12 protein-coding genes are annotated in these 13655 nt (G+C 57.1%); 7 read left to right on the top strand and 5 right to left on the bottom strand.

Annotated features, from left to right (window positions below):
• Positions 1-26 precede the first annotated feature (26 nt).
• Positions 27-980, bottom strand: coding sequence for a 4-hydroxybenzoate octaprenyltransferase (gene ubiA, locus AAC632_RS05105; RefSeq protein WP_340297821.1), 954 nt, complete (start codon positions 978-980; stop codon positions 27-29).
• A gap of 11 nt (positions 981-991) precedes the next feature.
• On the opposite strand from ubiA, the gene AAC632_RS05110 reads away from it, so the two are divergent.
• From AAC632_RS05110 to AAC632_RS05120, 3 genes are read left to right on the top strand one after another with little or no spacing between them, the layout of a single operon-like run.
• Complete coding sequence (locus tag AAC632_RS05110) at positions 992-1732, top strand: 16S rRNA (uracil(1498)-N(3))-methyltransferase (RefSeq protein WP_340297820.1); 741 nt, start codon at positions 992-994, stop codon at positions 1730-1732.
• Positions 1719-2258, top strand: a complete 540-nt coding sequence (locus tag AAC632_RS05115) for a hypothetical protein (RefSeq protein ID WP_340297819.1) — start codon at positions 1719-1721, stop codon at positions 2256-2258. Before AAC632_RS05110 ends, AAC632_RS05115 begins: the two co-directional genes overlap by 14 nt.
• A 20-nt stretch (positions 2259-2278) precedes the next feature.
• Complete coding sequence (locus tag AAC632_RS05120) at positions 2279-3649, top strand: glutamate--cysteine ligase (protein ID WP_340297818.1); 1371 nt, start codon at positions 2279-2281, stop codon at positions 3647-3649.
• Here the strand turns inward: AAC632_RS05120 and plsY are convergent, their stop codons facing one another.
• From plsY to AAC632_RS05135, 3 genes are read right to left on the bottom strand one after another with little or no spacing between them, the layout of a single operon-like run.
• Positions 3650-4252 carry a glycerol-3-phosphate 1-O-acyltransferase PlsY gene (plsY, locus tag AAC632_RS05125; RefSeq protein ID WP_340299877.1) on the bottom strand — a complete coding sequence of 201 codons (603 nt, stop codon included), beginning with the start codon at positions 4250-4252 and terminating at the stop codon, positions 3650-3652.
• On the bottom strand, positions 4249-5532 hold the full coding sequence (gene pyrC / locus AAC632_RS05130; protein ID WP_340297817.1) for a dihydroorotase: 1284 nt from the start codon (positions 5530-5532) through the stop codon (positions 4249-4251). Before pyrC ends, plsY begins: the two co-directional genes overlap by 4 nt.
• Positions 5529-6485 carry an aspartate carbamoyltransferase catalytic subunit gene (locus AAC632_RS05135; protein WP_340252745.1) on the bottom strand — a complete coding sequence of 319 codons (957 nt, stop codon included), beginning with the start codon at positions 6483-6485 and terminating at the stop codon, positions 5529-5531. The genes pyrC and AAC632_RS05135 overlap by 4 nt, the downstream gene beginning before the upstream one ends.
• A 133-nt stretch (positions 6486-6618) precedes the next feature.
• Between AAC632_RS05135 and AAC632_RS05140 the strand changes: the two genes are divergently transcribed.
• The 4 genes from AAC632_RS05140 (at position 6619) to AAC632_RS05155 (ending at position 12803) form a co-directional block, all read left to right on the top strand.
• A complete protein-coding gene (locus AAC632_RS05140; RefSeq protein ID WP_340297816.1) occupies positions 6619-7443 on the top strand; it encodes a uracil-DNA glycosylase in 825 nt (274 codons plus the stop codon).
• Positions 7440-7982: a molybdenum cofactor biosynthesis protein B gene (moaB, locus tag AAC632_RS05145; RefSeq protein WP_340297815.1), complete on the top strand. Its 543-nt coding sequence runs from the start codon at positions 7440-7442 to the stop codon at positions 7980-7982. The genes AAC632_RS05140 and moaB overlap by 4 nt, the downstream gene beginning before the upstream one ends.
• Positions 7983-8088: 106 nt before the next feature.
• Positions 8089-9429 carry an efflux RND transporter periplasmic adaptor subunit gene (locus AAC632_RS05150; RefSeq protein ID WP_340297814.1) on the top strand — a complete coding sequence of 447 codons (1341 nt, stop codon included), beginning with the start codon at positions 8089-8091 and terminating at the stop codon, positions 9427-9429.
• Positions 9430-9431: 2 nt separating this feature from the next.
• Entirely contained in the window at positions 9432-12803 is a 3372-nt protein-coding gene (locus tag AAC632_RS05155) for an efflux RND transporter permease subunit (protein ID WP_340297813.1), read from the top strand.
• Here the strand turns inward: AAC632_RS05155 and AAC632_RS05160 are convergent.
• Positions 12800-13651: a protein-disulfide reductase DsbD domain-containing protein gene (locus tag AAC632_RS05160; protein WP_340297812.1), complete on the bottom strand. Its 852-nt coding sequence runs from the start codon at positions 13649-13651 to the stop codon at positions 12800-12802. The genes AAC632_RS05155 and AAC632_RS05160 overlap by 4 nt on opposite strands.
• Positions 13652-13655: the final 4 nt, after the last annotated feature.

Raw genomic sequence — 13655 nt, forward strand, 5'->3', positions numbered from 1 at the left:
TTAGAGATTAATCGCCCGAGGATCAATCACAGCCATGCTGCAGCGGCAAGAAATAGCCCAAAGATCAGCCCAGCATCGCGATTGCTGCGAAACAGTGACAGGCAGCGGTCGACATTGTTGATGTCCAAGTGCTGCATCTGCCAGATCATATGGGCGGCAAAACCCACAACGCCGCAAAGACCCAAAATCAGCGCCGCCCCTGATAGGACAACCATCACAGCCGCCGCCGCGAGACCCGCGCTGAGGATCAAGAAGCCCCAAAGCCACTGAGCCGAATTCTCCCCAAAAAGGCGTGCGGTCGATTTCACGCCCATCAGCGCGTCATCTTCTTTGTCTTGATGGGCATAAATCGTGTCATAGAACAGGGTCCAAGCAATTCCTGCGAGATAAAGAAGGAGAGGGGCAAGCGATAGACTGCCTTGATGCGCCGCCCAGGCCAAAAGCGCGCCCCAGTTAAAGGCAATGCCCAAAAACACCTGCGGCCACCATGTGAAACGCTTGGCAAAAGGATAAATCGCTACAGGCAACAGAGCCAGAATGCCCAACCAAATTGCGGCTGCCTGAAAGGTGAGCAGAATGCCAAAAGAGATGAGTGCCTGCACAACCGCCCAAATCAGTGCTCCGCGCACTGTCATCTGACCTGATGGCAAAGGGCGCGATTGGGTGCGGGCAACGCCCGCATCAATATGGCGGTCGGTGATGTCATTCCATGTGCAGCCTGCACCGCGCATGAGAAACGCGCCAATAGCGCATCCTAGTGCAATCCAGAGATCATAGACTGTGCCACCCGCAGGGTCAGCCGCAACAGAAAGCGCCAAGCCCCACCAGCACGGCAAAAGCAATAACCATGTGCCAATTGGGCGATCGGCCCGCGACAATCGCAGATAGGGCCGTGTTGCGGCAGGGGCGAGATGATCGACCCAATTGCCCTGATAGGCATCGCGCACGCGACCCTCTGGCATTTGGTTATCTGCGCTCATATGATCCCCTTATGTCTCAAGCCGCCACGATACGCCTTTACCTAGACCAGCCGCTTGCCAAAGCGCAAACACTCTCTCTCGAGCGTGATCAGGCGAATTATCTTTTTGCTGTGATGCGGCTTTCCGTTGGGGCCGAGATTTTGGTGTTTAATGGCCGTGACGGTGAGTTTCTTGCCGAAGTTGTCGAAGCAAATAAGCGCGCAGGACGGCTTTTGTGCCGCGAGCAAACCCGCGCGGTTCAGCTGCCGCCTGACCTATGGCTGATTTTCGCGCCAATCAAAAAAGCGCGCACAGATTTTATCGTGGAAAAAGCGACCGAGATGGGGGCAGCGCGGATCATCCCCGTTCAGACCGAGTTCACCAATTCCGAGCGGATCAGGCAGGATCGCTTGCAAGCCCACGCCATAGAGGCGGCAGAGCAATGTGGCGGCACATTCGTGCCTGAGGTCAGTGATCTGATGCGCCTTGATCGCCTTTTGGCGCAATGGCCTGAGGGTCGTCAGATTATTTGGGCGGATGAGGCGCGGGTGGGTGTTGCGGCGGCTTTTGCGGGGCCGCAACATAGTCAGAAATGGGCGCTATTGATTGGCCCTGAGGGCGGGTTTTCCCCGCAGGAGCGCGCAAGCCTGTCGCGCCTGCCTTTTGTGACCCCAGTCAGCCTTGGCCCACGCATTTTGCGCGCGGATACCGCCGCCGTGGCCCTGCTGACGCTGTTTCAATCGCATTTGGGGGATTGGCATGATACGACCTGAATTGCGCCACGCCTTTGTGCGATACGCGGAGGTGATCGCTGCCCTCTGCACGGTTGGCTTTGGCCTGTGGTTGATCACGCGCCCGAGTCCAATTTTGGGTATGGTTGGGTGGATGGTGGTGGCCGTGGCAACCACAACGGGCTTTGTCGCATGGCGCCGCGCGCGGTTTGCATCGTCTGGGCAAGGCGTGGGGGTGGTCAGCCTTGTTGAAGGGCGCATTGCCTATATGGGCCCAATTTGGGGCGGTGCCGTGGATTTGGATGATTTAGAAACCCTTGGCTTGCGGGTCGATAAGGACAAAGATCCTGCATGGGTTTTGAAAACCCGCGACAGTGTTTTGACCATTCCCCTTGAGGCAAGCGGCGCAGAGGTTTTGTTTGATGGGTTTTCTGCCCTGCCCAAAATTTCAATGGCCGCGCTGATTGCCGCGCGCGATAAGAAACGCCTTGGCACGCAAATTCTGTGGACGCGTGGCCTTGACACGGGTGGTCAGGCGGGCCAGTTCCGCATTGGTGTGCAATCATAATTCAGGCGGGAGCAGCGCCCATGTCGATACCTCAGCAAGGCGGTGGCCCTATTGAATGCGAAAGCCAATTGGCCGAGTATTTGGCCTCAGGGTGCAAGCCGCGGGATCAATGGCGCATTGGCACAGAGCATGAAAAATTCGGCTATTGCCGCGACACGCTAAACCCGCTGCCCTATGATGGCCCCCGCTCAATTAAAGCGGTGCTTGAGGGGTTGCGCGATAAATTCGGATGGGCGCCCGTTATGGAGGGCGCGCACATCATCGGCCTGACCAAGGATGGCGCGAATGTCAGCCTTGAGCCTGGCGGGCAGCTTGAACTTTCAGGTGCGCCTCTCGAGACAATCCACCAGACCTGTGACGAGGTGAACCAACACCTCCGCGAGGTGCGTGATGTCGCCGATAAGATCGGGGTTGAATTCATCGGTTTAGGTGCGGCCCCGATTTGGCGGCATGAGGATATGCCGATGATGCCAAAAGGGCGCTATCGCCTGATGACAGGCTATATGGATCGCGTGGGCAGCATGGGCAAAACCATGATGTATCGCACCAGCACGGTTCAGGTGAACCTCGATTTCTCCTCTGAGGCGGATATGGTGCAAAAGCTGCGCGTGGCTTTGGCGTTGCAACCTGTTGCGACTGCGCTATTTGCGAATTCGCCCTTTGTTGATGGCAAGCCAAATGGGCATAAATCATGGCGCGCCCGTGTTTGGCGTGACCTCGATGCCGCGCGCACGGGGATGCTGCCCTTTGTGTTTGAGCAGGGTTTTGGCTTTGAGGCATGGGTGCAATATGCGCTCGATGTGCCGATGTATTTTGTGTATCGCGATGGGGTCTACATTGACGCGCTCGGTCAATCCTTCCGCGATTTTCTCAAAGGTCAATTGCCTGCCCTTCCAGGTGAGGTGCCGACCCTCTCTGATTGGGCGGATCATTTGACCACAATTTTCCCTGAGGCACGGGTCAAGAAATTCATCGAAATGCGCGGTGCCGATGGCGGCCCGTGGCGCAGGCTATGTGCCTTGCCCGCGTTTTGGGTGGGTTTGATGTATGATCAGGCCGCATTAGACTCCGCATGGGATTTGGTGAAGGGATGGGACGCTGAGACGCGCGATGCGCTGCGCGTTGCGGCATCCGTAGATGGGCTTCAGGCCGACACTCATGGGATAAAGATGCATGATATGGCGCGTGAAGTTGTGGCGCTCTCTGAGGTGGGGTTAAAAACCCGCGCGCGCGCGGGCGCGGGTGGGCTTGTGCCTGATGAGACACATTTTTTGAATGCGTTGAAAGAAAGCCTAGAGGGCGGCAAGACCCCCGCTGATGAATTATTGGAACGCTATCACGGCGAATGGGGCGGTGATTTAACGCGGATCTACGAAGAGTATAAATACTGATTAGGATTTCTGGCCAATTTTCGGCTCGGTTCCAGAGAGCAGTCTTTTGATATTGGCGTGGTGTCTGTTGAAAATCAGCGCAGCCAAGATGACCGTGACGACTGCGGTCTGCGGATAGCCCAAGATTGCCACGAATACGGGTGACAATACTGCTGCGATCAGCGCGGATAGGGACGAAATGCGAAACAGCGCGGCCACAATCGCCCATGTGGCGCAAGCAGCAATACCTGCAGGCCAAGCAAGTGCAAGGAGCGTGCCAAGAAAGGTTGCCACCCCCTTGCCGCCCTTGAAACCGATAAACACAGGGTAGCAATGCCCGAGAAATGCCGCGCCCCCTGCAACTTGTGCAGCTAAATCGCCAAACAGGGCACGTGCCACCAAAACAGCAATCGCACCTTTTCCTGCATCAAGAATCAAGGTCAGGAGAGCCGCCAGTTTATGGCCTGTGCGCAGGACATTGGTTGCGCCAATATTGCCCGACCCAATGCTGCGCAAATCGCCCAAATTGAACAGGCGCGCCATGACCAGTCCAAAGGGAACCGAGCCCAAGAAATAGGCACCGATCCCAACGAGACCCAATTGGATCAAGTTAAATTCGATCACGATGCGTTCCGTTCATAAATGCATTGGCCGTTGACGAAACTTGCCAAAACCATCCCTTGCAGTCGTGCGCCATCAAAGGGCGTGTTCTTGGATTTTGAGTGCAAAGCGAAGCGATCCAGAACAAAGGGTCGATTTGGATCAAACAAAATGAGATCAGCCACAGCACCTTCGGCCAAGCTGCCACCTGGGACATGAAAGCGGCGGGCGGGGTTCAAAGACAAGGCTTTGAAGAGGTTAGGCAGGCTCAGACCCGCCCCGTGATGCAGCCGCAACGCGGCGGGCAACAGGGTTTCAAGCCCCACTGCGCCACTGGCCGCCGCTTCATAAGGCAGCCGTTTGCTTTCTTCATCCTGTGGCGTGTGCATGGAGCAAATAATATCAATAAGCCCTTCCCGCAGCGCCTCAACCATCGCAACGCGGTCTTCCTCGGCGCGCAAGGGTGGCTTAACCTTAAAAAAGGTCCGGTAATCGCCTACGTCAAATTCGTTGAGCGTCAAATGGTGGATTGAAATACCTGCCGTAACATTCAGCCCTGCCTCTTTCGCGCGGCGCAGCGCGGGTAAGGATTTCGCGGTGGAGATCTGATCTGCGTGATAGGCCACGCCGGTCATTTCAACCAATGCGAGATCGCGCTCCAACCCCATGCGTTCTGCCATAGGCGACACTGCGGGCAAGCCTTTAAGAGAGGCGAATTTGCCAGAGGTTACAGCCGCCCCTTCTGACAAAATAGGGTCTTGTGGATGGCCCACAATGAGCGCGCCAAGACTGCGGGCGTACACCATGCAGCGGCTGAGAACCTTACTGTCGCGCAGAACGAGGTCGCCATCGCTGAAGGCCACAGCCCCTGCATCCAAGAGAAAGCCTAATTCCGTCATCTCGCGCCCCTCACGGCCCTTGGTCAGGGCAGCCATTGGGAGGATACGCACGGGGCTTGCATCTTGCGCGCGGCGGCGCACGAATTCCAATGTTTCAGGCGTATCAATCGGGGGGGTGGTGTCAGCACGCGTGACGATGGTGGTCACGCCACCTGCTGCGGCAGCCGCGCCTGCGCTGCGGAAACTTTCCTTATGCCGTTCACCAGGTTCGCCGATTTTGACGCCAATATCGACCAGACCGGGGGCAAGACAGGCTTCGGTGCAGTCAATGACGCGCTCTGCGTTTTGGGTCGTGTCACCCGTTCCGCGCGCCGCAATCATTCCATCTTTGACGAGAAGCCAGCCCAAATCCTCGGTGCCTGCCTCTGGGTCTATGAGGCGCGCATTTTTGAATAGGATATTCATGCCTGCGCCCCCTTTTCGGCTCGTCTGGCACGCAAGTTTTGCGCCAGCAAATCCATTGCTGCCATACGCACAGCAACGCCCATTTCAACCTGTTCTTGGATCACTGAGCGATTGATGTCATCGGCGATGGTTCCGTCAATCTCGACCCCGCGATTCATTGGGCCGGGGTGCATGACAATCGCATCATCCTTGGCGGCGCTCAGCTTTTCTGCGTCCAGCCCGAAGCGGTGATAATATTCCCGTTCTGAGGGGATGAAGGCGCCGTCCATGCGTTCTTTTTGAAGGCGCAGCATCATCACCACATCACAGCCTGCAAGCCCTGCTTGCATATCGTCATACATTTCCACGCCCCATTCGCTGACCCCTGCGGGCATCAGGGTAGGGGGGCCAATTAGGCGAATGCGGTTCTCCATTTTGCCGAGCAACAGAATGTTTGAGCGCGCCACGCGGCTATGGGCAATGTCGCCGCATATCGCAATGTTCAGGCGGTGTAAGCGCCCCTTTGCGCGGCGAATGGTCAGCGCATCTAACAGGGCTTGGGTTGGGTGTTCATGCTTGCCATCGCCCGCATTCAGAACCGCGCAATTCACCTTTTCCGCCAAGAGGTTCACGGCGCCCGAATGCGGGTGTCGCACAACCAAAAGATCAGGATGCATCGCGTTGAGCGTCAGCGCCGTATCAATGAGCGTTTCACCCTTTTTGAGGCTAGACGCCGCCATCGCCATGTTCATCACATCCGCGCCAAGACGTTTGCCTGCCAATTCAAAACTGGCTTGGGTGCGGGTGGAGGCCTCGAAAAACATATTGATCTGGGTCAGCCCCTTTAAGGCATCGCCATGCTTGTTATCGCCGCGCTCGAGTTCGGCGTAGCGATCGGCAAGATCAAGAATTGTAACGATTTCATCGGGGGCAAGTGTTTCGATACCTAAGAGGTGGTTTTGGCGAAACGACATCGGGCTCCCCCTGATCTGTCTTCCTATTTGACTGCGCCGCTTATAGGCTGTCTTTGGGGGCGGACACAACCCATCCGATAGAGGCGGTTATGGCCCATTTACCTCGCGGCGCACTGGCAGTAGCATTGTGACCATGTGCCATGACCTTGATCAGATGACCTATACCGATGCGCTTGCCGCGCTCAGTTGGCAGGTGGATTTGGGTGTGAGCGATGCGATTGAAGAGGCGCCGATCAACCGATTTGACCTTGAGCCCGAGGTGAAGCCCGCGCCCGTTTCACCAAAGGTCGCGCAGTCTAAGCCTGCACCAACACCCGCACCGAAAGCGGCCATTGTTTCAAATTCGGCCAAAGCCGCCGATGCCCTAGCACAGGCGGCACCTTCCTTAGACGCATTGCGGGCTGCAATGGCGGATTTCCATGGGCTTGATCTGAGCAAAGGCGCGCGGAATATGGTTTTCTCGCAGGGCAACCCTCAGGCCGATGTGATGGTCATTGCCGAAGCCCCAAGCCGTGCCGATGATGAGGCGGGGCAGGGTTTTAGCGATGAAGCGGGCAAACTCTTTGATGCGATGTTTGGCGCGATCGGTCTTTCGCGGTCGGCAGAGGGTCGGAGCGAGGCGCTCTATTTCACCTATGTTTCTCCGTGGCGGATGCCACAAGATCGCCCAATCACAGAGGCCGAGCATCAGGTGCTGCGCCCTTTCTTGCTGCGCCATATCGCATTATGTACGCCGAAGGCGGTGGTGCTGCTTGGAAACGCATCTTGCGTGTCAGCCCTGTCACAAACGGGTGTGCAGCGTCTGCGTGAATTGGATCATATGCTTGAGGCAGGCACACATCGCTGCGCTGCTTTCCCAAGTTATTCGCCCGCGCGATTGATGAACGTGCCTTTGCTTAAGCGCGAGGCATGGGCGGATTTGTTGAAACTGAAAGCGAGCCTTGGGGGCGCGAGATGAGCCGCATTGATGAGACGCGCGACTTTATCCCCATCGGCATTGCGGTTCTGGCCGTTTCTGACACGCGGGATTTGGCGCAAGATAAATCTGGCGACCTTTTGGAAGGGCGGATCAAAGCGGCGGGCCATCATTTGATCCACCGCGAGATTTTACGAGATGAGCGCACTGAGATCGCAGAAAAACTGCGCGCGTGGTGCGCGGATCCTGCGGTTGACGTGATCCTGACCACGGGTGGCACGGGTCTTACAGGGCGCGATGTCACGGTGGAGGCGCATCGCGATGTCTACGAAAAAGAAATCGAGGCCTTTGGCACCGTTTTCACCATGGTATCGATGCAAAAAATCGGCACATCAGCAGTTCAATCTCGGGCAACGGGCGGGGTCTGCCAAGGCACATATCTCTTTGCCTTGCCGGGCAGTTCGGGGGCCTGTGCCGATGCGTGGGATGAAATTCTAAAATGGCAGTTCGATTATCGCCATCGCCCCTGCAATTTTGTTGAAATCTTGCCCCGCCTTGACGAGCATCGGCGCCGGAAATAGCCATGCCGCGCGTATCCTCCTGTGTGGGGTCACTATGCCGCGCTATTTCCATCGCAGTTTCGTGGTCTATTGTTGTGGTAACCTTCCCTGCTGAGGCGATACGTTTATGAGATTTTTCAATCGTGCATTGATGGGGTTATTCCTAAGCGCTGTGACCTTTGGACTGTTATCCTTGGCGGTCGGGCTGATTTGGGCATCTTTGCAGGAACGCATGGGCGATCAGGGCAGTCGCCCGCCTGTCCGAGAGCGGGTTTTTGCCGCCGAAGTTCTGACCCTGACCCCGCAAAGCTTGCGTCCTGAACTGACTGCGTTTGGCGAGATTTTGTCGCGGCGCAGTCTAGAATTGCGCGCGGCCATCGGGGGGCGTGTGGTCGAGCTTGCGCCCAATTTCCGCGAGGGGGGCCGTGTTGAGGAAGGCGCGCTTTTGGTGCGCATTGATCCTGCCGAGGCAGAATGGGCGCGCGACACCGCCTCGGCAGATCTACAGGATGCTGAATCACAGGAAGATTTGCGCCGCCGCGCGCTAGAGCGGGCGCGTGATCTTGCGGATCGCGGTGTCGGCAGTTTGGCCGCGGTTGAGGCGGCGGAATTGGCCGTGGCTTCCGCCAGCCAAGCCACATTGGCCCGCAGACAGGCGCTTGCGGATGCAGAGCGGCGTTTGGCTGATACTGAAATTCGCGCTGGATTTGCGGGGGTTTTATCCGAGGTTGATTTGGCCGAAGGGCGGCTGTTGAGCGCGAATGAGCAATTCGGCCGCCTGCTTGATCCTGATCAGCTTGAAGTCGCCTTTCGTTTATCGACCGCGCAATATGCGCGCCTTGTTGGCGAAGATGGCCGCCTGCCGCAAGTTGATGTGGAGTTGCGCATTGATCTGGGTGAGCAAGTTCTGACCCTGCCTGCACGCCTGACGCGGGAAAGCGGGGCGGTGGGTGAAGGGCAAACGGGGCGGTTGCTCTTTGCCGATGTGCTGCGCCCTGCAGGCTTGCAAGCGGGGGATTTTGTCACTGTCCATGTGACCGAGCCCCCGCTTGAGGGCGTCATGATTGCGCCTGCCACGGCCTTGGCCGATGGCGCGCATGTGCTTGTTTTAAGGGATGAAGATCGCCTTGAGGAAGCCGAAGTGACGCTCCTGCGCCGCCAAGGGGATGATGTGATTTTCCGCGCGGATCACTTGGCAGGCCGCGAGATTGTGGCCGTCCGAACCCCCGTCTTGGGGGCGGGGATCAAGGTTGACCCTCTGCGCCCTACAGCCGATGGCAGCCTTCCTGAGGTGGTTCAAGACGAGGAGCTAGAGCTTGACCCTGAACGCCGTGCGCGGCTGATTGCCTATGTTGAAGGCAACAGCTTTATCCCTGATGATGTGAAATCGCGGCTCTTGGATCAATTAAACCAACCCCGTGTGCCAAGTGGGGTGGTGGCGCGGCTTGAAGAACGAATGGGGGGCTAAACATGCGTAGCCTCCCGCCACAGGCCTCGGGCATATTGTCTTATTTCACGCGTCACCGCACGGCGGCCAATTTGGTTTTGGTTGCATTGATCGTGGCTGGCTTATTTGCCCTGCCCAATATGCGCGCGCAGTTTTTTCCCGATGTTGTGGTTGATGATATCGACATCTCGGCCCGATGGGACGGGGCAGGGGCTGAGGATGTAGATGCCGCCATTGTGGGCGTCTTGGAACCTGTTCTTTTGGCGGTTGATGGTGTTGTTGCATCCGAGGCCACCGCGCGTGAAGGTGTGGCCAATATTCGTTTAGAATTTGAGCCCAGCTGGGACATGGCGCGCGCAGCGGATGATGTGCAGCAGGCAGTCGATAGTGTCACCGACCTACCCCAAGATGCCGATACGCCAGAGGTGCGGCGCGGCACATGGCGTGATCGCGTTACCGATGTGGTGATTACAGGGCCCGTGGCACCCGCCCAACTGGGTCGCTTCGCAGATGAATTCGTGGCGCGCCTCTTTGATCAGGGGGTGACACGCACAACCATTCGCGGGGTCGCTGCCCCGCAGATTTCGATCGAAGTGCCAACTGTGCGGTTGATTCAATATGATCTCACGATGGCTGATATTGCAGCGGCCATTGCGGCCGAAGTCGATACCGCGCCCGCAGGGGCGGTTGATGGGGCCAATGCACGGGTGCGGGCAGGATCAGCCAAGCGCAGTGCAGAGGAGATCGCGGCAATTGCCCTTATTCGTGACCCTAATGGGCGCACAGTCTCGATTGGGGATGTGGCGCGGGTGATGGAATTGGCGGTTGACCGCGAAAGTGCTTACTTCGTGGGTGGCAACCCAGCAATGACGGTGCGGGTGGATCGCTCGGATAAGGGTGATGCGATTTCCATACAGGCAACGGTCGAAGAGATCGCCACACAAATGGAGGCGACCTTGCCGCAAGATGTGCAGATTGATCTGATCCGCACACGCGCAGAGTTTATTTCGGGGCGTTTAGAAATTCTGTTGTCCAATGGCGCGACAGGGTTGGCCTTGGTTCTTGGCTTGTTGTTTTTGTTTCTCAATGCCCGCACCGCATTTTGGGTGGCAGCGGGCATCCCCGTGGCGATGTTGGCCGCAATTGCGCTGATGTATGCCGTTGGGATCACCCTGAATATGATTTCGCTTTTTGCTTTGATCATCACTTTGGGGATTGTTGTGGATGATGCGATTGTGGTGGGCGAACATGCCGACCACCGCCATCGCGCCCTTGGGGAAGACCCTATCACTGCTGCCGAAACAGCCGCGCGGCGCATGGCAGCGCCTGTTTTTGCCGCGACCCTCACCACTGTTTTGGCATTTGCAGGACTTGCGGCCATTGGTGGCAGGTTTGGAGATTTGATCGCTGATATTCCCTTTACTGTCATCGTGGTGCTGACGGCCAGTTTGGTGGAATGTTTCCTAATCCTTCCCAATCATATGGCGCATGCTTTGGCGGCGAATGCGAAGGATGCTTGGTATGATCGCCCCTCACGTTTTGTGAACCACTGGTTCGAGAGGCTGCGCGGGCGTTATTTCCGCCCCTTCATCGATTTTGCCGTTAAAGCACGCTATCCTGTTGTGGCTGTGATGCTGCTGCTTTTGGCCACCCAAGCCGCCAGTTTCTTGCGCGGTGATGTCACGTGGCGCTTTTTCAATGCGCCTGAGCTGAGCTCCGTTTCAGGGAATTTTGCAATGCTTGATGGGGCAGGGCGTGAGGATAGCCTTGCCATGTTGGCTGATATGCAACGCGCGGTTGAGGCCGTTGCAAGCCGGTATGAGGCTGAGCATGGCCGCAACCCAACCTCATATGTCTTGGCCGAAATTGGCGGGAATACGGGCGGCAGTCTTGCATCTGCCGATGGGAAAGACAGCGATCTTTTGGGGTCAATTTCCATCGAGTTGATTGACCCTGACTTGCGCCCCTATTCCTCCTTTGCTTTTGTCGCAGACTTGCAAAATGAAGTGCGGCAAAATCCGATGGTGGAAGAGATCAGCTTTCGCGGATGGCGCGGTGGGCCAGGTGGCGATGCGATTGATGTTCAAATCACAGGTGCGGAACCCGAGATTCTCAAGGCTGCGGCCGAGGCCGTCAAAACCGCGCTTTTGCCCTTTGGCGAGGTGTCAGGTTTGGCCGATGATCTGCCCTATGATCGGCAGGAGTTAAGTCTATCTCTGACCCCGCGCGGTGAGGCCTTGGGATTTGAAATTGAGGCTTTGGGGCGGGTATTGCGCAATCGCTTGGGTGGGGTTGAAGCGGCAAGCTTTCCCAATGGGTTGCGCACGGCCACCGTGCGGGTGGAATTGCCGCAAGGCGAGTTAACCGCCGATTTTCTGGATCGCATGTTGTTGCGGGCGGATGGCGGCAGCTATGTGCCCTTGGCCGATATTGTTTCGGTTGAGACGCGGACGGGCTTTTCGACAATCCGCCGCGAAAACGGGCAGCGCGTGGTGTCAGTGACGGGGGATTTATCCGAAGATGACCCGGCCCGCGCTGAGGAAATCATGGCGCAATTGCGTGATCAAATCTTGCCAAATATTGAGGCGCAATTTGGGGTGACCACGACCCTTTCGGGCTTGGCCGAGCAGGAACGCGCTTTCTTGGACGATGCCCTTGCGGGGTTCTTGGCCTGTATGGTTGGCATTTACATCGTTTTGGCGTGGATTTTTGCAAGCTGGCTACGCCCGCTTGTCGTGCTATGCGTGATCCCGTTTGGCCTGACGGGGGCGATATTTGGCCATTGGCATTGGGATGTGCCTTTGTCGATGTTTACGGTTGTGGGTCTGATCGGGATGACGGGTATCATCATTAATGACTCGATTGTTTTGGTTTCCACTGTGGATGAATATGCAAAAGACCGTGGGCTGATCCCTGCCGTTATTGATGCTGCCTGTGATCGTTTGCGACCCATTCTTTTGACCACCCTCACTACGGTTCTGGGTCTTGCGCCCTTGTTGTTTGAAACATCGTCACAGGCGCAGTTCCTCAAACCCACTGTGATTACGTTGGTTTATGGTTTGGGCTTTGGGATGTTTGTCGTCTTGCTCTTGGTGCCAGCGGTTTTGGCAATACAAGCTGATATTGGAAAGCGTGTGCGCAGCTTGCGCCGCAGCTTGGGCCATCGCGGGCGTGTTGGTCAAGCCGGCGCCACACTTTGGCTTGCCTCTTTGGGGGTGGTTCTCTGGTGGGGTTTGGTCATGGGCGGCCCAATCTTGATGGGCGGGGCTTGGGGATGGGGGGCCGCACTCCTACCCGCGAGTGCCCTGACGGCGTTCCTTGTCTTTAGCCTTGGCGTGCTGATCTTGGTTTTGGGGCTTGCCGCAGGGGTCGCTTATCAAAATCGCAAGACCTAATGCGCCACGCAGCCCTCAATCTCGATCGCGCGATGAGAGCCGACAAGTGTGATGCGCAGGTCTGAGCGCTCCATCGAAAACGGCAGGCCTTGCGGGGGCACCAAATCCGCCGTTGCAGTGATCTGCCCCGCATTGCGTTGAAAGGCGGGCGGCGACATCCAGACATCTGGGAGGGGCAGTTCTAACATCATCGTTTCAGGCACGCCTAAATCGGGGGCGGTGACCTCTACCGACACTTGCAACCCATCTGAAATTGGCCTGATTGCACATCGGGCAGGGCCAACGCCCGCTTCTGCGGCGGGGGTGGGTTGATCTGCCAACGCCTGCAGGATCATCGGATCACGGGCGCCGCGATCTGGTAAAATACCCTCAAGCTCAAGGGTGATTGGCATGCAAATTTCGTCACAAACACCAATGCTCAACTCTGCCGAAAGGGGCATGGGGCCAAGGCCGCGGGGCATTACAAGCTCAATTGGAAAGACCACGTGATCATGATACCCAATATTGGGCGTGCCCGCCGTGAAGATCACTTCGGGGCGGGGGAAATGCATCCAAGCCGCTGCAATTTGAGCGTTTTTTTCGATCCGCAATTCAGGTGCGAGGCCGCCATCCCCAGGGCTGCGCCAATAGGTTTTCCACCCTTGGGCTAGGCCGATTTCTACGGCGGCCATGTGATGGCCATTTTCCATGCGCCATCCCGACAGAAACCGTGCCGTGACGACATCATCACCGTTCAAGGCAACAGTTTGGCCTGACGCGGCGCCCGTGATCCCGCAGGCCATGTAAAACGCAAAAGCGCCCAAAGTGAGGGCGCGCGCGGCGGCATGGCATGGGGTGGTTTCATTCATCATA

The sequence above is a fragment of the Roseobacter sp. HKCC-CH-9351 genome (assembly GCF_037830295.1).
Lineage (GTDB): Bacteria > Pseudomonadota > Alphaproteobacteria > Rhodobacterales > Rhodobacteraceae > M30B80.